The sequence below is a fragment of the Methylocapsa aurea genome (assembly GCF_000746085.1).
In the GTDB taxonomy this organism is placed as follows: domain Bacteria; phylum Pseudomonadota; class Alphaproteobacteria; order Rhizobiales; family Beijerinckiaceae; genus Methylocapsa; species Methylocapsa aurea.
In genome coordinates this window covers 72,944-92,702 of the sequence record NZ_JQKO01000016.1, presented here as the reverse complement: position 1 = coordinate 92,702, position 19,759 = coordinate 72,944, and the positions used below count along the sequence as shown (strand labels likewise).

The 19,759-nt window shown below is 60.6% G+C and carries 23 protein-coding genes and 2 pseudogenes; 9 read left to right on the top strand and 16 right to left on the bottom strand.

The annotated features are described in order from the left end of the window. Positions 1-825: 825 nt before the first annotated feature. From DL86_RS20490 to DL86_RS12355, 3 genes are read right to left on the bottom strand one after another with little or no spacing between them, the layout of a single operon-like run. On the bottom strand, positions 826-975 hold the full coding sequence (locus DL86_RS20490) for a HepT-like ribonuclease domain-containing protein (RefSeq protein ID WP_280948996.1): 150 nt from the start codon (positions 973-975) through the stop codon (positions 826-828). 6 nt (positions 976-981) lie between these two features. Next, positions 982-1,176 (bottom strand): HepT-like ribonuclease domain-containing protein, encoded by a 195-nt coding sequence (locus DL86_RS20485; RefSeq protein WP_245276356.1) that lies wholly within the window; start codon positions 1,174-1,176, stop codon positions 982-984. Continuing rightward, positions 1,176-1,475, bottom strand: a complete 300-nt coding sequence (locus tag DL86_RS12355; RefSeq protein WP_036261826.1) for a nucleotidyltransferase family protein — start codon at positions 1,473-1,475, stop codon at positions 1,176-1,178. The genes DL86_RS20485 and DL86_RS12355 overlap by 1 nt, the downstream gene beginning before the upstream one ends. A gap of 144 nt (positions 1,476-1,619) precedes the next feature. On the opposite strand from DL86_RS12355, the pseudogene DL86_RS12350 reads away from it, so the two are divergent. Continuing rightward, positions 1,620-2,569 (top strand): annotated as a pseudogene (locus tag DL86_RS12350) (IS1595 family transposase). A gap of 224 nt (positions 2,570-2,793) precedes the next feature. On the opposite strand, the gene DL86_RS12345 reads toward DL86_RS12350, so the two are convergent. Next, on the bottom strand, positions 2,794-3,699 hold the full coding sequence (locus DL86_RS12345; protein ID WP_036261823.1) for a LysR family transcriptional regulator: 906 nt from the start codon (positions 3,697-3,699) through the stop codon (positions 2,794-2,796). 117 nt (positions 3,700-3,816) lie between these two features. Here DL86_RS12345 and DL86_RS12340 point away from each other — a divergent pair, with 117 nt between their 5' ends. The 3 genes from DL86_RS12340 (at position 3,817) to DL86_RS12330 (ending at position 5,567) form a co-directional block, all read left to right on the top strand. Then, entirely contained in the window at positions 3,817-4,368 is a 552-nt protein-coding gene (locus DL86_RS12340) for a carboxymuconolactone decarboxylase family protein (protein WP_036261821.1), read from the top strand. A gap of 82 nt (positions 4,369-4,450) precedes the next feature. Beyond that, positions 4,451-4,921 carry a nuclear transport factor 2 family protein gene (locus DL86_RS12335; RefSeq protein WP_036261820.1) on the top strand — a complete coding sequence of 157 codons (471 nt, stop codon included), beginning with the start codon at positions 4,451-4,453 and terminating at the stop codon, positions 4,919-4,921. Positions 4,922-4,931: 10 nt separating this feature from the next. Beyond that, a complete protein-coding gene (locus DL86_RS12330; protein ID WP_036261817.1) occupies positions 4,932-5,567 on the top strand; it encodes a pyridoxamine 5'-phosphate oxidase family protein in 636 nt (211 codons plus the stop codon). Positions 5,568-5,672: 105 nt separating this feature from the next. On the opposite strand, the gene DL86_RS12325 is transcribed toward DL86_RS12330, so the two are convergent. From DL86_RS12325 to DL86_RS12310, 4 genes are all read right to left on the bottom strand, one after another. Beyond that, positions 5,673-6,689 carry a hypothetical protein gene (locus DL86_RS12325; RefSeq protein WP_156964624.1) on the bottom strand — a complete coding sequence of 339 codons (1,017 nt, stop codon included), beginning with the start codon at positions 6,687-6,689 and terminating at the stop codon, positions 5,673-5,675. Between the two features lie 921 nt (positions 6,690-7,610). Beyond that, complete coding sequence (locus DL86_RS12320; RefSeq protein ID WP_036261813.1) at positions 7,611-8,387, bottom strand: SDR family oxidoreductase; 777 nt, start codon at positions 8,385-8,387, stop codon at positions 7,611-7,613. Then, entirely contained in the window at positions 8,384-8,773 is a 390-nt protein-coding gene (locus DL86_RS12315; protein WP_036261812.1) for a nuclear transport factor 2 family protein, read from the bottom strand. Before DL86_RS12315 ends, DL86_RS12320 begins: the two co-directional genes overlap by 4 nt. Positions 8,774-8,947: 174 nt before the next feature. Beyond that, complete coding sequence (locus DL86_RS12310) at positions 8,948-9,808, bottom strand: alpha/beta fold hydrolase (protein ID WP_202899205.1); 861 nt, start codon at positions 9,806-9,808, stop codon at positions 8,948-8,950. A gap of 242 nt (positions 9,809-10,050) precedes the next feature. Here DL86_RS12310 and DL86_RS12305 point away from each other — a divergent pair, with 242 nt between their 5' ends. Continuing rightward, complete coding sequence (locus DL86_RS12305) at positions 10,051-10,650, top strand: CGNR zinc finger domain-containing protein (protein ID WP_036261809.1); 600 nt, start codon at positions 10,051-10,053, stop codon at positions 10,648-10,650. 102 nt (positions 10,651-10,752) lie between these two features. Here DL86_RS12305 and DL86_RS12300 read toward each other — a convergent pair whose 3' ends face one another. From DL86_RS12300 to DL86_RS12280, 5 genes are all read right to left on the bottom strand, one after another. Further along, positions 10,753-11,544 (bottom strand): haloacid dehalogenase type II, encoded by a 792-nt coding sequence (locus DL86_RS12300; protein ID WP_051953310.1) that lies wholly within the window; start codon positions 11,542-11,544, stop codon positions 10,753-10,755. A 207-nt stretch (positions 11,545-11,751) separates the two neighbouring features. Beyond that, entirely contained in the window at positions 11,752-12,060 is a 309-nt protein-coding gene (locus DL86_RS12295; protein WP_036261807.1) for a carboxymuconolactone decarboxylase family protein, read from the bottom strand. 129 nt (positions 12,061-12,189) lie between these two features. Next, positions 12,190-13,665, bottom strand: a complete 1,476-nt coding sequence (locus DL86_RS12290) for a cytochrome c biogenesis protein DipZ (RefSeq protein ID WP_084572887.1) — start codon at positions 13,663-13,665, stop codon at positions 12,190-12,192. A gap of 51 nt (positions 13,666-13,716) precedes the next feature. Next, a complete protein-coding gene (locus tag DL86_RS12285; RefSeq protein WP_245276355.1) occupies positions 13,717-14,442 on the bottom strand; it encodes a cytochrome c biogenesis CcdA family protein in 726 nt (241 codons plus the stop codon). A 9-nt stretch (positions 14,443-14,451) separates the two neighbouring features. Further along, positions 14,452-14,844, bottom strand: coding sequence for a thioredoxin family protein (locus DL86_RS12280; protein WP_036261806.1), 393 nt, complete (start codon positions 14,842-14,844; stop codon positions 14,452-14,454). A 272-nt stretch (positions 14,845-15,116) separates the two neighbouring features. On the opposite strand from DL86_RS12280, the pseudogene DL86_RS19315 reads away from it, so the two are divergent. From DL86_RS19315 to DL86_RS12270, 3 genes and pseudogenes are all read left to right on the top strand, one after another. Next, positions 15,117-15,296, top strand: a pseudogene (locus DL86_RS19315) (multinuclear nonheme iron-dependent oxidase); the annotation flags it as partial. Positions 15,297-15,306: 10 nt separating this feature from the next. Further along, positions 15,307-16,086 carry an HvfC/BufC N-terminal domain-containing protein gene (locus tag DL86_RS12275; protein WP_036261804.1) on the top strand — a complete coding sequence of 260 codons (780 nt, stop codon included), beginning with the start codon at positions 15,307-15,309 and terminating at the stop codon, positions 16,084-16,086. After that, positions 16,079-16,492: a hypothetical protein gene (locus DL86_RS12270; protein ID WP_036261802.1), complete on the top strand. Its 414-nt coding sequence runs from the start codon at positions 16,079-16,081 to the stop codon at positions 16,490-16,492. The genes DL86_RS12275 and DL86_RS12270 overlap by 8 nt, the downstream gene beginning before the upstream one ends. Positions 16,493-16,603: 111 nt before the next feature. On the opposite strand, the gene DL86_RS12265 is transcribed toward DL86_RS12270, so the two are convergent. The 3 genes from DL86_RS12265 to DL86_RS12255 all read right to left on the bottom strand — a co-directional run bounded on the left by DL86_RS12265 (position 16,604) and on the right by DL86_RS12255 (position 18,576). Further along, entirely contained in the window at positions 16,604-16,783 is a 180-nt protein-coding gene (locus DL86_RS12265) for a hypothetical protein (RefSeq protein WP_036261800.1), read from the bottom strand. A 79-nt stretch (positions 16,784-16,862) separates the two neighbouring features. Further along, positions 16,863-17,141 carry a hypothetical protein gene (locus DL86_RS12260; RefSeq protein WP_036261798.1) on the bottom strand — a complete coding sequence of 93 codons (279 nt, stop codon included), beginning with the start codon at positions 17,139-17,141 and terminating at the stop codon, positions 16,863-16,865. Between the two features lie 769 nt (positions 17,142-17,910). Then, complete coding sequence (locus DL86_RS12255; protein ID WP_036261796.1) at positions 17,911-18,576, bottom strand: peroxiredoxin-like family protein; 666 nt, start codon at positions 18,574-18,576, stop codon at positions 17,911-17,913. Positions 18,577-18,791: 215 nt separating this feature from the next. Here DL86_RS12255 and DL86_RS12250 point away from each other — a divergent pair, with 215 nt between their 5' ends. Then, positions 18,792-19,577, top strand: coding sequence for a LysR family transcriptional regulator (locus DL86_RS12250; RefSeq protein ID WP_210165410.1), 786 nt, complete (start codon positions 18,792-18,794; stop codon positions 19,575-19,577). Positions 19,578-19,759: the final 182 nt, after the last annotated feature.

Here is a 19,759-nt window from a genome sequence, read left to right as displayed (position 1 = left end):
CCATGTGAATCTCTTCCTTTTGCCATTCCCTCCATTCGTGATGGCCCCCCGCGCGAACGCGAAATCATTTGGTGGGGCGTGTTGTCGGCGGTGGACGTGATTTCGAGTCTGCTACGTGCGGGCGACCCGGCGGCCGATCGCGACCGGTCGTGGCTCGCCGATGCCAGGCACGGATCTGTTCGGAAATTGGATTGCACACGTGGCGTTCGGCCGGATTGGGCGCCAGGCACGCACGACCTTGCGCGAATTGGCCTCGGAAGATTTGGTTAGGGCGTTCGGGAAAAGAGGCCTTCGCTCCCGTGGTATCCGGTGATTTTGAGTTCGCGCGCCGCTATGATCTTACCGGCGTTCGCCGCTGTCGGGAGGACGTTGCCCGTGGCGCCGGAGGGGAGGCTTACGGCTTAGGACGACGCCGCTGATCCTCAAATGGTTGAGGATTGTCCGCGCAAGGGCCGCCTTATCGTCGTGCGTGAGCGCTGTCCCGGGCCGCGATATAGCATGGTGTCCCGAAGCGCCATGGCGGTGTCCCGGGCACAATCGAAACGGTCTGGTCCCGGATCGGAAGATGGTGCGTCGTTAACGGCCATGTCCTATTTTGACAAAAAAAGAACAAGGTCCCTTTGCGCAGAGGCCGTTGAATTGCGCTATCGAGCACCAGCTCTATTTATCGATAGTTGTAGCGACCCAAAATCATGCGATGAAATCGGGCCGGAGCGCCGATGATTTCGGGGCGTTACACGTTTCCCTGAGTGCGCTGGAGACGGTGACGAGGGCAGGGGAGGGGCGGTGAAAGGGACGAGTGCTGTCATCGCGCAACCCGCCGAGTCAGATGCCCATCTCGGCCAGCATTTTCTCGATGACCGGGCGCAGGGCGGGCAGATGAACCGTCGCGATCTCCCACATATCGCGCGACTTGATCCGATAATATTCGTGCCGCAGCAGGTTTCCGATCCCGATCATTGGTTGCCAGTGCACGTCTGGCTATTTGTTGCGCAGCTCCAAGCGGAGTTCCTTGGCGGCCTCCGAAATGATTTGGACCGCCCGTTCGACCGCGCGCTCGTAAAGGAAGCTGTTGTTCACCTGCTCGAAGGCAAGCCCTTGCGTGGCGGCGACGATGCCGTCGATCTGCGCCAGGATATGCTGAAGCCGGGCTTGCGGCAGCTTGGCGGAAACCATCAGAAGACCCGGATCCCGCCGCCCTCGATATAGGGTCGGTAGCATGGGACGATGCCGTCGCGTGTGCTGTAGCCGAGTTCGACGCCAGGAAACGTCTGCTCCAAGACCGCCAGAGTCTCCATGAAGGGCGTGAGGCCGAAGGCGCTCTCGTCGGCCGGATCGACGAACACGTCGATGTCGGAACCGGCCCCCGCTTCGTCGCGGGCATGGGAGCCGAACAGATACAGCGCCGCCACCCCGCGCTGGCGCAGGGCGGGTTCGGCGGTCTTGAGGCGGGCGATGACTTCGGCGCGGGTCATGTTCCGATCCTACCGGAGGCCGCGGCAGGCGACTACGATTCAATTTTGGAAGTCTGTAATAAACATCCTGATTACGCGGTTGCGTCAGCTTGATTTCGGGCCAAGAACAAATAACGAACACAATGATTTGCAAGGGCATTGACGATAGCGCGCAACAAGGTTCAATTCCAGAAAGGCCTCAGCGAGGCCGAATTCGATGAATTGTATGGGACCGAGGAACGGTGTCACGCAGAGTTGGCGCGCTTGCGCTGGCCTGATGGCTTCGAATGTCCCGATTGCGGCAGCCCCGGCCATTGCATGGTCAAGCGCGGTGTGCGCCTGCTATTCCAATGCAACGCCTGCCGCAAGCAGACCTCTGTGAAGGCGGGGACTATTTTCGCATCCAGCAAGCTGCCGCTGCGGCTCTGGTTCAAAGCCATGCATCTGGTGACCCAATCGAAGAAGGGAATCTCCAGCATCGAGTTGGGGCGTCGGCTCGGCGTCACCCAGACGACGGCCTGGACGATGAAACACAAGCTCGCTCAGGTCATGATCGAGCGAAACGGCGCCAAGCGTTTCAATGGCAACGTACAAATGGACGACGCCTATATCGGGGGCGAGCGGTCCGGCAAACGCGGACGCGGCGCCCCGGGTAAAACCCCCTTCGTCGTCGCTGTTGCGACAACCGAAGACGGCAAACCCGATCAGATCATTCTTCGCCGCGTGATCGGCTTCCGAAAGGTGGCGATTGGCAAATTCGCGAGCACGGCGCTTACTGGCGACGCCAACGTCGTGACCGATGCGCTCGCCTGTTTCACCGCCGTCACAACGGCCGGATGCACGCATACTCAAATTCAAACGGGCGGCGGCGCGCAAGCCGCCAAAACGCCGGCCTTCAAATGGGTCAACACAGTCTTGGAAACATCAAGTCGGCTTTGGTCGGAACCTACAGGGCCGTGCACACAAAACACGTGCCGCGATATCTCGCCGAATTCGAATATCGGTTCAACCGTAGATACCGCCTCTAAACAATGATTCCACGTCTCGCATATGTCGCTCTGAGGACTGCGCCCATGCCATATTCGCTCCTAAAGCTGGCGGACGTTTATGCGTAATCAAGTAATCAATTATATGCGGCCCTGTTTGGCGAGGTCGCGCTTAGAAGCAATTTCACAGCTTGAAAGCCTCCTCGCCAATCGATCTCTTCGCGAGCCGGCGTTGCGGTGTGCAGCTCGCTGGCTCTAAGGGTCAACTGGCTCATGTCCTTGCTCTGAGTCTGCAGGACACGTGCGTTGCTGGAAAGCACACCGGCGTCGCGTCCGCTTAATCGGCCAGGATCCTATCTCGCGCCCTGCGACAACCGCGCTTTCAGCCGAGGCGCGGCGAAATCAAGAAAGGCGCGGAGCTTGAGCGGCAGGATCCGCTGGCTGGTATGGACGAAGCTGACAGGCCAGGGCGGCGGCTCGAACTCCTGCAACACGACGGCGAGGGCGCCAGCGTGCACGGCGCTGGCAATTTGGTAGGAGAGCACGCGCGTGACCCCGACTCCTGCAATGGCGGAATCGATGGCGGCTTCCGCGGTGTTGACGACAAGCCGCGAGCGGATCGCGATGGGCGCATCGGATTTCCCAATCCTGAAACTCCAGGCGTCTGGGAACGTCAGCCCATCGAAGGTGACGCAATCATGGGCGCTGAGCTCATCAGGGCTGCGTGGCGCGCCTCGCTTGGCGAAATAGGCGGGACTCCCACACACCACAAGGCGGATCGAACCAACCCTTGCTGCGATAAGGCTACTGTCGGGCAGTTCGCCGATCCGGACGGCGAGATCGACATGATCGTCCAGGAGGTCCACCACGCGGTCGGCTTGGACCATCCGGAGGTTGATCTCCGGATAGGCCTTGAGGAAGTCCAGCGCGACCGGGAGAACGTGCAGACGGCCGAAGACAATCGGCGCGGTGATGATCAGGTCGCCTTTCGGCGCGCTATATTCGCCGGACGCCGCGCGCTCGGCCTCGTCAACGTCTTCGAGAATGCGTTTGCAGGCAATGACGTAGGAGCGGCCCGCATCGGTCAGCGCGAGGCGTCGGGCGGAGCGGGTGAACAGCCGCGTTTTGAGATGCGCCTCGAGTTCTGAAACCTTGCGGCTGACGGTCGCGAGCGGCATGTCAAGGCGGCGGGCCGCCGCCGACAGGCTGCCGGCTTCGGCCGCCTCCAGCAGGATCGACATGGCGTCCAGACGATCCATTGATGCTTCCGAAACTTGGGAGGATATCTCTCAATAATATCATCTGCCACGTTTCTTTGGAAGAGCCTAAGAATTCATGCGTCAGGCCGCTTCGGCCAACATCGAAAGGCAGCCAACATGTCCCGCATCCCGACCCCGGCCACCATCGACGCCGCTCCCGCCGCTTCCCAGCCGCTGCTTGAAGCTGTCAAGAAGCAGCTTGGCGTCGTTCCCAACCTGTTCCGTCTGGTCTCGAACAGCCCCGCCGCGCTTGAAGGCTATCTCGGTCTCTCCGGCGCCTTGAGCAAGGGAGCTCTGCCCGCCGCGACACGGGAGCGCATCGCGCTGGCTGTCGCTGAAATCAACGGCTGCGACTATTGCCTGTCGGCCCATACGTATCTCGGCAAGAACCTCGCTAAACTCGACGATGCCGAAATCACCGCCAACCGCAACGGTGCGTCAAATGACCCCAAGGCGGACGCAGCCGTCCGCTTCGCCGCCAAGATCGTGCGCGAGCGCGGCCATGTGAGCGAAGACGACGTCCGCGCTGTAAAACTGGCGGGCTACGATGACGCGCAGGTGATCGAGATCGTGCTCCATGTCGCCCTGAACACCTGGACCAACTACATCAACGAAGTCGCCAAGACTGTTATCGACTTCCCGGTCGTCGCCGCCCGAAAGGCGGCGTGACGCGAGCGATCAAGCCTCAAGGCGCCGGCAGGGCATGTCGCTTTGGCGGCGCTCGTTCAGCCGCAACCGCCAATCAAGGAGCATGACCGTGAACCGTCCGCCGCTTCCGCCATTCACCGAGCAAACCGCCGCGCAAAAGGCGCGCATGGCGGAGGACGCATGGAATACGCGCGACCCGGCCAAGGTCGCTCTCGCCTACACGATGGACAGCCGCTGGCGAAACCGCGCCGAGTTCCTGCAAGGGCGCGAGGCCATCGAAGCATTTCTGACGCGGAAGTGGCGGCGCGAACTCGACTACCGTCTGATCAAGGAAGTCTGGGCCTTTCGCGAGAATCGCATTGCGGTGCGCTTTGCTTATGAGTGGCGCGACGACGCCGGTCACTGGTTCCGCAGCTATGGCAACGAGAACTGGGAATTCGATGAGCATGGTCTGATGCGCCGGCGCATCGCCAGCATCAACGATGCCCCGATCAAGGACAGCGACCGCAAATTCCACTGGCCGCTTGGCCGCCGCCCCGACGATCATCCTTCGTTGAGCGATCTCGACCTTTAAGGAGATCATCATGGACGCCCGACAGATTTATGCCAGCGATGTCGCCTTCACGCCCTCGGTCAAGGCGATTCAGACTCGCAAGGACTCCCGCCGCTCCTATGAGCGCATGGAGGCGGGCGGCTCCTGGGAGACACGCATCACCCCCGATCTCAAGGCCTTCATCGAGGCGCAAACGAGCATTTTTCTCGCCACCGCGAACACGGGAGGCCAGCCCTATATCCAGCACCGGGGTGGCCCCGCCGGTTTTCTCAAGGCGCTTGACGACAAGACCATCGGCTTTGCCGATTTCGCCGGCAACAGGCAATACATCACGCTCGGCAATCTGGCCGATAACCCCAAGACCTATCTTTTCCTGATCGACTATGCGCACCGGCGGCGCATCAAGATCTGGGGCGAGGCTCGGGTCGTCGAAGGCGATGCCGAACTCATGGCGAAGTTAATGCCGCAAGGCTACAAGGCGCGCCCCGAACAGGTGATCCTCTTCACCGTCTCCGCTTGGGACTCGAATTGCCCGCAACATATTCCCCAGCGTTTCGAGGCCGCCGATGTCGCCGCCGCGCTCGCCGAGCGCGACAATCGCATCCTGGCGCTCGAAGGCGAGATCAACGGTCTCCGAGAGGCCATAGGAGCGGCGCGGTTCAGATAACCGGCGCGGGCGGTTAATGGAAACGTCCGCTTTGAGTCTCCGGCCCACGTGGGGATGGGCCTGCACCCACCGGCTGCAATACAGCAGCCGCTGGGTGCGTCCCGCTTATTTCAAGCTAACGATCGGACAGTTCACGATAAATCCAGACGCTTTAAGGGCGGCGCCATCGGGCGCCGTGAGCTGACCCTTTGACGCCAAGCCCTGTGCCGTACCAACATCAGTTTGGCGCAGATTCTGGCCGGCCGCCACGATTTGATCGGTCCATTTGGCTAAGTTGACGTCCCACATTGGGCTGTAGCGCCCCTGCGACGGATTCCAGCGCAGCAAATTCAGCGGTGCGAGGCCGTCCAGAACAGCGGAATTCAGCCCTTGCCGCTGTGAATTGAGAACGCCGGTCTGCCCATTGACAAAGGCGATTAGCGTCGCCCGCGATGACGATGTACTGTCATCGTTCAAGGTGGGCAAGGCGTTAAGCGCGGGCGCGTATGTTACGTTTTCGAGCGTCGCGGCCACTGGGTTCGACGCCTCAAAGGAGACGTATTTCAGCGGGTCCCCTCCCTGAAAGCCATCGGTCTCCCGGTAGGTGACCTTACCATTGATCGCATCAATGGTAACCACCTTGTCTGCCTGACCTGTGCTGTTCGCAATGTGAGGAGCGTTGACGACAATCCCATTCGGCAATTGAATCAGTGGGCTGTATCCAGGTTCACCGACGGCGCCGGGCTCTGCCGCCGCGGGAGGAAACCCCTGTGAGCCGGGCGTTAGTTGCCGGACAGGCCTGAAATCCACCGATGCGGGAAAATCGACGACCCCATTGACTACAGTCACGCGCTGGACCGCGGCGCTGCGCGCAGCATTGGCCAGCTTCTGCGATTTGATCAAGCCTGACCGCTGCGCGAAGTTACCGTCCGATGCATCAAGCATGACATAATAAACGGTCTGGCCATGACTGGTCCCGCGGTAGAGGGGCAACGTGACTGTGTCGTTGCCGTTCTCGACAGCGCTTTGTATAAACAGGGTATGCCCGCCATCAGCAAGCACCTGTTGTGGCAAGCAAATAGCTGGTAGCACTGCCAGCATCGCGACAGAGACGAGATATCTGATGTTGTTATTAGGCTTCACTTGAAACGCCCCTTAATGTTGATTTACATTGAGTCTTCGTCGGTAAACACACATCATCTTGCCGTGCCGCCTCGCCACACACACCGCGATGACTTGATCGGCAGTAACCTATGCTCCTTGCACGCGTCTACCCCAAGAATTTCGCCACTTTTAGTCACCTCGTTGGTGGAGGCGTTGGTGACTGACGCTCTATGCATGGGCAAGACGCGCATAGCGGCGGCCAAGTCGGCACCCGATATAATTCTACACTTCAATCTGATCTCCCTTGGGTATAGCTCGATTTGCGCTCAATGGGCGGGCCGGCAAGAGCGCGCATATCCACTATTCGTTGCGGAGACTCGAACGTTACCTTGATCACGTGCTTGTTACCTTCGCGCCTGCCCAGGACGAGCAAACGCCTAGGCGTGGAACAAATTGCGGCGCTCGAGGCGATCCAAATCATGTGGAATGTTTCGAGTAAGTGTTTGTGAAGTGTAAAGCAGGAATACGCTGCGGCCCTTGTTGATTTTCTACGAACCGGCGTCGTAGCGCAGGTGGGTCGGAATTTGAGGCGGCATAGCGCCGGATTGATTCAACAGAGAGAATCGGCAATAGCGCAGGGATGGAGATTTTTCTGCGAAAAGAGCCTGCACGAAGGCGGCGGCCAACGTGGCCACGGAAAGGCATTTCGATACCTGGTTTGATCCTATTGAGACGGCGCTATCCGCCATCGGCTTCGATCGCTGACCGGCACATTCGCCTCGGAAGGAACGGCTGCGAGACAGCCGGTTAACGCGGCCATGTCCATACGCAGGCTCACTAAGATATCGTTGTTGCAAATCTCCTTTGGTTCTTGGGGAGTCGCCAGATCGCGGCGGTTCCCCGCGCCTTTGGGGCTAACGGCGCTGTCGCGATGGAAAGGCGCCGGCGCGGCCGTTCTCCTCAAACGGCTTTGATCTCGCCGCCATCCATGCGGAGAGTCGCGCCTGTCATCCAGCGGGCTCGAGACGAGACAATGAAAGCGATCAGTTCGGCGATATCCTCAGGCTCGCCATAGCGCGCGATGCCTGTTTCGCGCGCAAAGGCCCCGATTGCAGCGTCGAACGACAGCCCCTTGCTCACCGCATATTTCTCGAGCATCGAGCGTCGTCGGTCTGTCATAACCGGTCCGGGCAGCACGGCATTGACCTGGACGCCATCCGTTACGCCGCGTTCCGCGAAAGCCTTCGCCAGCGCCGAAATCGCGGCATTGATCGTTCCAACCGCCGCGAGCGCCGCCTTTGGCGCAAGCGCCGAACTGCCCGACATGAAGACGATCGAACCGCCTGCCTGCCTGAGCGCATCCCATGCGTTGAGTGCGAGTCGGCGGGCGCCATGGAATTTGAGTGCCAGACCATCCGCCCATTCTTCGTCGCTCATCGCGAACAGGTCGGTTTGGGGTACGGCGCCAGCGACATTGACGAGCGCATCGATCCGGCCGAAGCGCTCCAAGGTCCGGGCGACAATGATTTCCGCAGCTTGGGGTTGGCTCAAGTCAATAGCGAGCGGCAGCGCTTGGGCGCCGGCGGCGCGAATGGCGTCAGCGGCGGAGGCGAGCCCCTCCTCGTTGCGCGCAACCAGCACGAGGCCTCCAAAATCCTCGGCCAGACGAAGTGCGGTGGCGCGGCCAATGCCCCGGCTCGCGCCGGTTACGATGGCCAGTCTCTTATCGCCGGTCATTGCATGGCTCTTTGCACGAGATGCGTGTCGGCGTACTGGCGAAAACGCACGATCTGGGCGTTGGCGACATCCCAGACATGGGCGAAGCGGGCGTCCAAGGCCTTGCCGGTTTGACGATGCACGCCGACATAGCGGCCAAGCGCGATCACGGTATCTGCGTCGGCAAAATAGTGCTCGGCGTAGACGCTGAAATCTTTCCAATCGCGCGTCAGGCGGGTCAGGACATTTTCGGCGACCCGTTGCGGACCGCGTCCCCCCGGTTGATAGGGCCACCCCGCCATGCCGATCCATTCGATATCAGGATCCATCAAGCCAAGCGCGGACGGCGCATCACCAGCGCCAAGCGCTTTGTAGAGCATCTGAACCGTTTCAAGCGGCTGCATCATGATCGGATCCTTTCAGGTGGGTCTTGCGGGGGCTCTTGAATGACGCGCGCCGCGGAGTCTGGCCATTTCATCGATCAAGCATTGCGGACTCCCGCGCGCGGCTGCTTCGTGTCTGGATAAGTGGGGCCGATCCACGGGGGAAAATGGATCAGCCCCGTTGCCGGCGGATGGGGCCTATCGGCCGGCGAACATCGATTTGATTTCGTCCCCGACGAGCGGCGCATTTTCCTCGAGCGCGAAGTGGCCGCCATCGAGCCAGACGAGCCTGGCGTCGGGGAGGTCCTTCTTGAAAGCTTCGGCGCCAGCCGGGATGAAGAACGGATCGTTCTCGCCCCAGATGATCAGCGTCTTCGGCCTGTTGGCGCGGAAGGCCGCATGCCAAGCTTCATAGGCGGCGACATTGGTCTTGTAGTTTTCCAGGAGATCGATCTGGTAGGCGTCGGTCCCTGGCCGATCGAGCAGCGCCTGATCGAGGGTCCAGGCGTCGGGGCTGATCGCCTCGGGATTCTTGGCGCCGAACGTATATTGGAACTTCGTTGTTTCGGCCTTGAGGAACGTGCGCGCCGCCGCTTCGCTCGCTGCGTCGCGCTTTTCCCAAAGCGGCAGGAACACCTGCATGGGCGCCTCGCCGACGCCTTCGAGATAGGCATTCGCGTTCTGGATGACGAGGCCCTTGACCTGCGAAGGTCGGGCGGTCGCTATGCGGAATCCGACCGGACCGCCATAATCCTGCATATAGAGCACATAGGAGGCGAGGCCGAGCTGATCGATTAGCCCAGTCACATGTGCGGTCAGATTATCGAATGTATAGGAGAACTCGCTCGCCAGCGGCGCATCCGACTGGCCAAAGCCGACATAGTCAGGCGCGATCACGTGAAATTTGTCGGAAAGAATTGGAATAAGATCACGATACATATGCGACGACGAAGGAAAGCCGTGCAGCAGGATGATTGTCGGCGACCGGGGATCGCCGGCTTCGCGATAGAAAATCTCGCGACCGCTGATATTGGCGGTGCGGTAATGAACTTGGAGCATGCCCCAGTCCTTTTGGCCGGAGGCTTTGGCGAGGGCGTCTTTTGCGAGCGGCGGCGTGGCGATGGCGGCGAGGCCAAGGAGCGCGGCGGACACGAGGTTAGGGCGATGGTTGCGGTTCATGGCGGTTCCTTGTCACCAGTAATAGCTTCATTTAATGGTGTCACTTGCGCCGACACTGGTCAAGTGCATATTTACAGGTGACACGCGTTTGTGATGCGTGAACATCCGCGATCGAGACCAAAATGGTGAAAGAGAATCCACATGAATGGAGAGACGGGCTGCCGTTTTTCGGCGGGAGCCTGTGGCTGGACTTTCTCAACACGACGCCTGCCGTGAACGGAGCCGTCATAGATTTCATAGGGAGTGTTGAAGGACTGCGGCGCTGGATCAAGGCTGCCGTTATCGGCGATGCGGATGATCCCGCTTGCGCCGCCGAACTTCAATCCGCTTTGGCTATGAGGGAGACCCTGCGCAATGCCTTTGATCTGCTTGCACAGGGCGACACGCTCTCGCCTCGGCTGCTGAGCAGCATCAATTCAGCGCTGGCGGCGCTGTCGATCCATCGACGTTTGGTTCTGACCGAACATCGCCCAGCTTTGGTTGAAACTTTCGGCATTCAGGGCCCATGGGTCGCCGCAATGGTCGCCAATGACTTCGCCCAGTTCGTTTGTGAGTTTGAACCGACACGGTTGCGGCGGTGCGCGAATCCATCCTGCACAATGGTCTTCTACGATCGGGGTCGCAACAACACGCGGCGTTGGTGCGCGATGTCAATTTGCGGGAACCGAGATAAGGTTGCGCATTATCGGGCGAGGAAAGCCGAAAAAAGCTCGCCAGGATAACATTGGGTCGCTCGAACCCGTCATCGCGTTTACTGACGATTGAGCCGGACCCGTTCATCGATAGCGAAGACAAGGGATCGCCTGGCGACATCATACCGCTCGCTATTTGGATCGAGAGGCGCTCGATGCATTGTCCGGTAGACCAACGAAACCGGCCAGGCCGTTCATGTTTGCTACGATCGCATCGGCCGGAGCGCCAAGCGTTTCCGACGGTTGGCCCGAACGGTTAACCCACAATGTTGGATAACCGAACGCCTTTGCGCCATAGGCATCCCAGCCCGCGGACGCAACAAAAAGGATGCGCTCGCGCCGGGCGCCCAAGGCATCAATGCCGAGCTGGTAGGCCTTCGGATCAGGCTTGTAGCTCTTCACGGCGTCGGTGCTCAACACGTGATCGAATATCCAGCCGAGATTGGCGGCGGCAATGTTCTCCGCCAGCATGAGCGGCGAAAGGTTCGACAAAAACGCCAGCCTGATCCCTGCCGCCTTCAGTGCAGTCAAGGCCGGCGCGGCGTCGGGCCACAGCGGAAGCGAGAGATAGGCTGTCATCAGACGCTCGCGCTGTTCAATTGTCATATGCAGCTTGAGCGTCGATGCGGCGACATCCAACGACAAACCTGTAACCTCCCAAAAATCACGGTAGCGTCCGGCGAGGCTGGACAGCCAAGCATATTCGAATTGTCGCGTCCGCCATGCCTCGGAAAGGGCCTCGCCGCGACCAGGAAAAAGGACTTCGCAGAGCGCTGCGACCGAGCGCGGATCGAAGATCGGAAAGCCATCGAATGCTACGGCGTCAAATCGGGCCGCCGTCCCGACGGCGGCGGGCGTCGATATCAATCCCGCGGCCGCCGCGGCCGCTGCAGATCCAAGGAGGCGCCGACGGTCTAATGTCATTAGATGCAATCCTGTCTGTAGTTGATATCCAGCCGCCGCAAATCATGGTCGAAAGGAGCGCGGCGGTCCAGAGTTTGGTCTTTCAGAACCAGTTTTGTTCGCGCCGAGGTGAGTTCATGTCGGCCTCCGTCCAGGAGCGCCGAAGCCTGTGGCCGACGCAGGTCCAATCTTGCTCCAGGCCGAGGGGCGCGGCCCCCGGACTGGAGTTCAGCTTTCCTCCATCAGGTGAGTGCCGTGGGTAACGGCCGCGCCGGCGCGCAGCGCCGCCGCGATGAAGATCGTCTCCGCCAACTCTTCTTTTGTGGCGCCGGCTTTGATGGCGGCGCCTTTGTGAATCTCAAGACAATACGGACATTGCGTCGTCAATGCGACGGCGAGCGCCATCAGCTCCTTGTATTTTTTGGGAATGGCGCCCTCTTTGAGCGCGGCGGCGTCAAATGCTTCGAAGCTTCGCATGGCGTCTGGCGCGGCGGTCTTGATCTGGGCCAGCTTCTTGATGTTCTTCATGTCGTACATTGGGATTGCTCACTTTTAAGGGGTTAGGCGCCGCGATCGACGCGGTTTGTGGACAGCATTATCAAAAGGCGTTGTCCGGAGACCGCGTAAAGCGCATCAAGAGACAAGCCGGGTCGGACTACAGCCGTCTCACCAATTGCGACTTGCCAGACCGGCGGGTTCGCTCCGAACCGCAAATGCCTTAAGGGGAACGGCGCTGCTCGCCGTCACGAAGCCTCCCGGTACATTACGATAGCCAGCCTCTTCCAGAAGTTGCTGGATGAAGCGCTCTGAATTCGCGTAATCGTGTTCGCCGAAATGGTGATGGCGGATGCGGCCTTCGGCATCGACGAAATAGGCCGCCGGCCAATATTGGTTATCGAACGCCTTCCAGATCGCATAAGCGTTGTCAACAGCGACGGGATAGTCGATTTTCAGGCGAGCGACGGCCTTCCGCACATTGCCGATATCCCTCTCGAAGGCGAGTTCAGGCGTGTGTACGCCGACGACGACGAGGCCGTGATCTCGGTATTTCTCAGCCCAAGCCCGGACATAAGGCAACGCATTCAGGCAATTGAAACAATTGAAGGTCCAGAAGTTGACCAACACGACCTTGCCGCGCAGCGCCTGCGGCGTCAACGGCGCGGAATTCAGCCACTCAATAGCCCCAACGAAGCCCGGCAGCGCGCCCTCGACCGGCAGATCGGCCTTAGTCGCGGCCACCTTTCCGATTGGACTGGCGCCCTCCGGAGCCATCCGGGATTCCTTGAAGACGACGTCGATTAAGGGGAGCGCGTTAGCGCGCTGCGCCGCCGGCGAAACCCAGCTTTGTCGATCAAGGGCGCCGGCGGTTACCGATGTCGCGTCCTCGATGGGCGTATTTTTTGACGCGGCAGCCCGGCGGCCGCCGCTCCAGTCGATCAGCCGTTCTTCGATCGGCGTCGTGCTTGGGAAAGTCACTTGCGAGAGAAGTTGCGTGTCCCAGCCCGCGGCGATCATCGCGACGCCCGCCAGCACAGAGGCCCCAAAACCTCGGCGCAGCCACGCTTCCGCGCCGAGGGAGCGCTTGAGAGCCGACAGCAATTGTCCGCCGGCGAGGAGGGCGAGAGCGAGGGACGTCGCAGCGCCGAAGGCGTAGGCCAAGAGAAAGAGCGAGGTCTCGATACTGGCGCCGGACAGTGCCGCGCCGGTCAGGATGACGCCGAGGATCGGGCCGGCGCATGGCGCCCACAGCAATCCCGTGGCGATGCCGAGAACGACAGAAGGCAATGGTCCAGCGCCTCCGCCGGTCACGGTGCGCGTCAGCGACAGCCGTTGGCCCAATGCCGCCAGTGGCCGGGCGAGGCACTGGGCGAGCCGGTTGGACAGAAGCGTCGCGGCGAACAATGCAAGGAGACCCAATGCAACGAGGCGCCCGTATTGGCTCGTCTCGACTGCCCAGCCGCCACCGACGGCGGCGAGCGTCGCGACGCCGGTGAAGGCAGCCGCCATGCCAAGGAGCAGAGGCAGGCCGGAACGCATGAACGGCTGGTCCGCGCGGGAGAATACGAAGGGCAGAACCGGCAGAATGCATGGACTGAAGATAGTGATAATACCCGCCAGATATGCCAAAATCAAAAGAGTCATGTTGAGTTCCTCTTTATGTGACGAGACTTGTCACGGCCCATCAACCGTGCGTCAGAACCGCGTCGTCAAGTCCGTGAGCCATTGCGGCGAGATGTCGACGAGCGCTGTTTCCCACAATCGGTCGAGCCCACTCAAAATCGAGAGGCCAATTGCGACCAAGGTTGCTCCCAAGATAAGCTTTCCCGTCGTGCCGGCCGCCGCCATACGTCCCCGCCAGCGCAGAAGCGCATCGCGCGACAGCATGCCGAAAGCGATCAGCGGTAGAGCGGCGCCAACGCCGAAGGACCCCATGACGGCGGCGACCGTCAAGAAACCTTCCCCGCGGGCAGCCATCAGCGACGCTGCGCGGAGCGTCGGGCCGACACAAGGGCTCCACAGCGCCCCTAACAAAAGACCCAATGCGAATTGGCCGCGCAGACCCGAGACCGAGAAACCGCCGAAGCGTTGCTCCACCCAATTCCCCATCGGGCCAGCGGCCACCGCCAATCGTATTTGCGCAAAGGGCAAGACAAGCACGACGCCGATGGCCACCAGAAAGGCAGCCGCGATGGAGCGAAACACCGCCGCCTCGAGCCCGAGCGAGAAGCCAATAGCCGCGACGAAGAGGCCGATGGCCGTAAAGGACAGCGCCAACCCGATCGCAAGGGCCGCGGGACCCCGTTTGCCCTCGGCCACAGCTGCGCCGAGCACCACGGGCAACAACGGCAGGACACATGGGGAGAGAATGGACAGGACGCCGGCGGCTAAGGCGACGGCAGCGCTCGTGAGCGCCATCATCGCCTCGGGTCATGGCGACACGGAGGACGCGACTAGCCTGGCGATCGAGACCGCATCCGTTCCACCGACAGACCGGCCTTTCTCGTCTTTGCCCCGGAAGACGATGAGCGTGCTCTGCATAGTGGCGCCAAAGCGCCGCACGACATCCTTTTGAGCATCGAAGTCGACGTCGAACACCATCAAGTCGTCATAAGCCGGCTGCTGAACCACACTCTCGATGATCGGCTTCTGCCGCTTGCACGTCGGGCACCAAGCGGCTGAGATGTCGATGAGGATCGGCTTTCCGGATTCTTGCGCGGCTGCGAAGCGCTCGGCGTCGTAAGGCAACCGCTCGGCCGCGTCGGCGGCTATGAAAAAAGTGAGAAATGCGGTGGCAACCATTGGCAACAGTTTGATCGGCATGGCTTTGTCTCTCGTTGGGCTTTCAACTGGTTACCCGTAGTTCGCAGGCGAGATAGTTGTCGTTACAGTCCGCCGGGAGGAAATGCGCGTCAACGACGTCACAACCGCGTGATGCGGCGTCCGCCTTGCGCCGTCGCTTGAGGTCGCAGGCCGCCGCCCACCAAGTCCTCGGCATGCTTAGAAGCAGTCCATGGCAGAGCCTGCAACGAACGTTCATCCGATTGCAATTGCTACCATCTCAGGCAGCGTAATCCGGCAATATAACCCGTCAGAACGACGATGCCGATCGCGAGCGGATATGGGCGCTCTACGCGGAGGCAATCGGCAGAACTGGCCCGGTCGCGAGCCTGGTCGAGTGGGACAGCGACGTCCCCGCATGGCCAGTCCTCAGGGGCCAGGCCGAAGCAGCTCAGGCTGTCCTCGATCGCGCCGTGCGTTCCGAAGCGGCGTGAGGAGAACGCTATGTCCCTGGCCATGCAATCGCGTTTCGCCGCGGCCCTCATTAACTGGGATCGCCCTGTGCCTTTGGGCGTCACCTCATGGACGCAGGACCGTCCGGCCAAGCGATTTGGCGTCTATCGCAACAATGTGATAGCCGGCCTCGCCGAGGCGCTCGCCGCGCGCTATCCGGCGACCGTCCACATTGTCGGCGAGGAATTCTTTGCCGCCATGGCGCGGGTCTTCGTCCGACGTCGCCCGCCGACCTCGCCGTCGCTGCTCACATACGGCGACGGCTTCGCCGACTTCGTCGAGGGTTTCGAGCCGGCGTCCGAGCTTATCTATCTGCCCGACGTGATCCGGCTTGAGGATGCACGGGCGCGCGCCTATCACGCCGCCGACATCGCGCCTCTCGCGCCGCGGGACATTGCGGCGGTGCCGCCAAAGCGGCTCGGCGATCTTGTGGTCGAGATCCACCCGTCGGCGGCGATTGTTCGCTCCGCCTTTCCCATCATCACAATCTGGGCCATGAATGCCGGCGAGACCGAACTCGGCCCGATTGACGATCGCAAGGGCGAGGACGCGCTTGTCATTCGTCCCAATCTGCGCGTCCTGATCCACGGTACGCTGGCAGGGGGCGCAACGTTCCTTGAGCGTCTTAGCGCCGGCGCCCCACTCCGAAACGCTGTGGAAGCGGCTATAAGAGAAGCCCCCCGATTCGATCTCACCGCCAATCTATCTCAGATTCTCGGCGCGGGCGTCATCGTCGGAATCCGAGAGCAACCGTTGGGAGAAGATGGATAATACCCCGATCAATCCCCATTCGATCGAGGAACGCGGCGCGCTCAGGATCAACAACTATGCAGATGAAATCGCGAGCCTCTACGTCAGCATGGCCCCGACGTTTTCCAGGGGTCAGAGCTTGCAACCCACATGGTCGGCGATATTCCCACCGTGTAGACCCCTCGTCGATGCGGCGATCAGGGCAGTCTTCTTCGGCTACCGTTTCGTTTGCGGCTTGACCAGGAAGACGAATAGCAAGAAGCTAGGCGGTGGGATCACGCGTGCTTGGGATAGTCCGAAGGGCGCCGGGGTGGTGGCGCACGATTTGGCTATTCCCGGCGCCCACGCGCAAGTTGACGCGCCGCCGCCGCTGGTGCGCATGCCTGTGACTCCCATCATGACCTCGAGGAGGTCTTCTCCCCGGTAAAAGAACTGCTCGCCTTCTGGGAGCTATCAGTCGCTCCACGCCACCTTCCACGCCAATGCCGCCGCCGATCAGCGCGAGCCCGCCTGAATGCAGCCGGACCAGAAATGCAACTCAGTACGCTAATTGCCTGCCATCGTAGGGCATGAAGGACGGTGGCGGATCGAACCCGCCGCCGATCTTGTCAATCCGCGAGGGGCTCCTTTCAGCCAGCGCCGCCGCGGCCATGCCAAGTGCCGTCAGGCCAATAATGGTAATAATTAGGATAAGGAGGATCTTCAGCGATGCTTTCATGGCGGCTCTCCTGGTTCGCCGGTGCCGTTCGCTAGACCCGGGCGCGCTTCCGACCGGGTCTCGGAACACCGGCGCGATATCACGCAACGTCGACGTGGCCATTGCCTTCCGGCGCGAGATAAGTGGCTGTGTCCCCGACGTGTCCGTTCCCTTCCGGGGACGCGTAGGAGGCAATTTTGCTATGGCTATTGCCCCGGGGCGCGACAAGAGAGGCCGTGCCGTCGACATGTCCATTGCCTTCTGGAGACGCGTAGGTGGCGATATCGACGTGCGCCTTGCCATCGGGAGCGGAACCAGTAAGAGCGGCGCCCGTGAGGACGATAGAAAGACCGACAAACGCGATATTGAGAATGTTCATTGTTAATCTCCTTTGTCTCAACAGCAGCCAACCATTGTCGGCGCCGCTGCTACAGAGAAGACCTGCTGCTAGACGTATTTATTCCCGGCGTCGCTCGCACATAAATGTGAGGTGAAACCCGCTCCGCAAGCGTCGCCTCGGTCAACCAACAAAAATGTTCGTTAGCAGCGATTGGCTTGCACGCCACGGCCTTCTGGAGAGATGAACGACTGATGGCCTTCATCTGGCTTCGCGTCTAAGTCCACCCTTTCCTGACGGAATATCCAGCTCCAATTTGCCGAGGCCAAGCAGGCGTCCTTCCATCTGGGGCCAGATCATCAATCAATTGCCGCCGGAATCCGCCGCAGCGCTCGGTCTCATCGGTGATGACATCGTCCACAATGGCGAGGGAGGTGGGATATCGGATATTGCGGAGTGTTCTGTAGGGGAATAGCGTAGGAAAAATAGAGGGTTATCGGCGGATTTGTTGACTATCTGCGTCCTTTAGTCAATTGAAGGTCTGACTTCTTTAAGCTACTGATTTTCAATCGGTCGGCTACTCGCTCGCCGGAGATCGCCGAACCATTTTTGCAATGTTTCTTACGGTCTTTGTCAAAGACGGTCGTCGGGTTCGAGAAAAGACCGTCAGGCAAGGCGGACCGCGTGACGGTCTTTTACCGAACCAAGCATGCCATGACGCCCGCGGCTTAACCCGTCAGAGTGACCGCTGCACGCTTGACGGGCGAAGCTGAAGGTTGAGTGGCGCCGGCTCAGCCCGCGCCATCCGCAGTCAGGCTGCGTTCGAACGCTTCAGCCGATCGAGTATGGGGAATACGTCGGAAGGATCCGGCCGGCGGGTATAATCAGGATTGATCTCAGCATAGGCGATGACGCCGTCCTGCCCGATCACGTAGCGAGCCGGCATCGGTAGCGTCCAGCTATCCTCGCCATTGAAGGCGACGAGATCGGCTCCGAGCTGTTTGTGAATCGCCTGCAGGTCTTCCGGCAAGCGCCAGCGGATTCCTAACCTTGCGGCCAGTTCGCCGCCGTTGCCGCCGACAATTGGGAAGTTGAGCTTATTGCTGCGCTGGGACTTGCGGCTGTTCGCGGCTGTCTGCTGCGAGACAGCGACGAGGGAGGCGTCGCGCGCTTCGATTTCGGGCCGCGCCTCCTCGAGGGCCTGAAGGTCGAGATTGCAGAATGGACACCATGCGCCGCGATAGAAAGTCATGACGAGGGGGCCTTTGGCCAACAGATCCTGCGTGGACACATGCTTGCCGTCTGGATCAGGCAGAGTGAAGGCGGGGGCGCGGTCACCGGCCTTCAGGGCGCGCTCCGCCTGGCCAGAGGCGATCAGTTCGTCTATGACGCGGTGCATTACCGTCACCACTTCGGGCGGAGCCATCTCCGTTTCGAATTTCGCTTTGAGGGCGTCGAGTTTGTCTTGAAGGGGCATTGCCTTTTCCTCGGTTTAGACGCATCGGCGTCCGACAATTAGGAAAATGATTTATCCAAATAAAATTCGGTAGGCAGTGATTGTTGATTTGAGTTATTTATTTCAGCCATGAATGATCGGCTCTCGTCTTTGCGTCTTTTCGTTCGTGTCGCCCGGCGGGGCAGCTTCTCGGCCGGGAGCGAGAACTTCACATCCCTCAGCCAACGGTTTCCCGTATGATTGCGACCCTTGAGCGCGAGATGGGCGGACCTCTGTTCACGCGCACCACGCGTGCTGTCACACTGACGGAGGCAGGCGCTGACTTCCTGGTACGGATTGAGCCGATCCTGGCCCCGCTCGACGAAGCCGAATACGCCGTGCGCGGGACAGGCGAGCTGCGCGGCGTTTTGCGTGTCGGCGTTTCGTCCACCTTCGCCATCAGGGAGATCGCGCCACGCCTTCCACGATTCATGGAGAAGCATCCGGCGTTGTGGGTCGAACTGCTGACTGACGATCTGCGTCAGGACTTTGTGAATGAAGGCATCGATGTGGGACTGCGGTTTGGGGCGCTTCCAGATTCAACGGCAGTGGCGCGCCGTATCGGCACATGGCCGCGTGTGATCGTGGCTTCGCCAGCCTATCTCAAAAGGTCGGGCGTTCCCCAGACGCCCGACGACCTCGCGGCGCATTCCGTTATTCTCGGGCCGTCGCGCCTTGGCCCCGCTTGGACCTTCCGTAAGGACGGCAAGGCGACTTCCGTGTGGGTGGGTGGCCGGCTGACGGCGACAGTCAACGAAGTCGCGACAGCCGCGGCGGTGGCCGGGCTCGGCCTCGCCTCGATGGCGAGCGTTGGTTGCCAAAGAGAGCTTGAGGAAGGCTTCCTCGTTCGGGTCTTACCTGATTGGGACATGGGTTCGGTCGAACTGCATGCGGTCTTTCCGGGCGGGAAGGCCGCCAAGCCCTCCGCCAAAGCCTTTGCCAATTCCGTTGTCGCTGAGTCAGCCCATTGGCCGACGGTTTAGGATCGCGCTCGATGGTCCTTTCGCTGCCAATCCGACGCCGCCGTCCGCGCTGGAGATTTCGACAATCCATCAATTGATCTCGATAGTCATCGAGACCGAGAATTTCTTGAGCTGCCGAATTTCCCTTAAAACTCAAAGGTAGCAAATTTTGACGGCCTAGTTGTCGAGCATTGACCGTCATT

Bases quoted from the DNA above. Each gene is read 5' to 3' on its own strand.
- DL86_RS12295 (WP_036261807.1), bottom strand. From the start codon at position 12,060: ATGTACGACATGAAGAACATCAAGAAGCTGGCCCAGATCAAGACCGCC.
- DL86_RS12355 (WP_036261826.1), bottom strand. From the start codon at position 1,475: ATGACCCGCGCCGAAGTCATCGCCCGCCTCAAGACCGCCGAACCCGCC.
- DL86_RS12270 (WP_036261802.1), top strand. From the start codon at position 16,079: ATGGATAATACCCCGATCAATCCCCATTCGATCGAGGAACGCGGCGCG.
- DL86_RS12335 (WP_036261820.1), top strand. From the start codon at position 4,451: ATGACCGTGAACCGTCCGCCGCTTCCGCCATTCACCGAGCAAACCGCC.
- DL86_RS12320 (WP_036261813.1), bottom strand. From the start codon at position 8,387: ATGACCGGCGATAAGAGACTGGCCATCGTAACCGGCGCGAGCCGGGGC.
- DL86_RS12345 (WP_036261823.1), bottom strand. From the start codon at position 3,699: ATGGATCGTCTGGACGCCATGTCGATCCTGCTGGAGGCGGCCGAAGCC.
- DL86_RS12330 (WP_036261817.1), top strand. From the start codon at position 4,932: ATGGACGCCCGACAGATTTATGCCAGCGATGTCGCCTTCACGCCCTCG.
- DL86_RS12250 (WP_210165410.1), top strand. From the start codon at position 18,792: ATGATTGCGACCCTTGAGCGCGAGATGGGCGGACCTCTGTTCACGCGC.
- DL86_RS12340 (WP_036261821.1), top strand. From the start codon at position 3,817: ATGTCCCGCATCCCGACCCCGGCCACCATCGACGCCGCTCCCGCCGCT.
- DL86_RS12310 (WP_202899205.1), bottom strand. From the start codon at position 9,808: ATGCTCCAAGTTCATTACCGCACCGCCAATATCAGCGGTCGCGAGATT.
- DL86_RS12285 (WP_245276355.1), bottom strand. From the start codon at position 14,442: ATGATGGCGCTCACGAGCGCTGCCGTCGCCTTAGCCGCCGGCGTCCTG.
- DL86_RS12290 (WP_084572887.1), bottom strand. From the start codon at position 13,665: ATGACTCTTTTGATTTTGGCATATCTGGCGGGTATTATCACTATCTTC.
- DL86_RS12280 (WP_036261806.1), bottom strand. From the start codon at position 14,844: ATGCCGATCAAACTGTTGCCAATGGTTGCCACCGCATTTCTCACTTTT.
- DL86_RS12315 (WP_036261812.1), bottom strand. From the start codon at position 8,773: ATGATGCAGCCGCTTGAAACGGTTCAGATGCTCTACAAAGCGCTTGGC.
- DL86_RS12275 (WP_036261804.1), top strand. From the start codon at position 15,307: ATGTCCCTGGCCATGCAATCGCGTTTCGCCGCGGCCCTCATTAACTGG.
- DL86_RS12305 (WP_036261809.1), top strand. From the start codon at position 10,051: ATGGTGAAAGAGAATCCACATGAATGGAGAGACGGGCTGCCGTTTTTC.
- DL86_RS12260 (WP_036261798.1), bottom strand. From the start codon at position 17,141: ATGAACATTCTCAATATCGCGTTTGTCGGTCTTTCTATCGTCCTCACG.
- DL86_RS20485 (WP_245276356.1), bottom strand. From the start codon at position 1,176: ATGGTTTCCGCCAAGCTGCCGCAAGCCCGGCTTCAGCATATCCTGGCG.
- DL86_RS12300 (WP_051953310.1), bottom strand. From the start codon at position 11,544: ATGACATTAGACCGTCGGCGCCTCCTTGGATCTGCAGCGGCCGCGGCG.
- DL86_RS12265 (WP_036261800.1), bottom strand. From the start codon at position 16,783: ATGAAAGCATCGCTGAAGATCCTCCTTATCCTAATTATTACCATTATT.
- DL86_RS12255 (WP_036261796.1), bottom strand. From the start codon at position 18,576: ATGCCCCTTCAAGACAAACTCGACGCCCTCAAAGCGAAATTCGAAACG.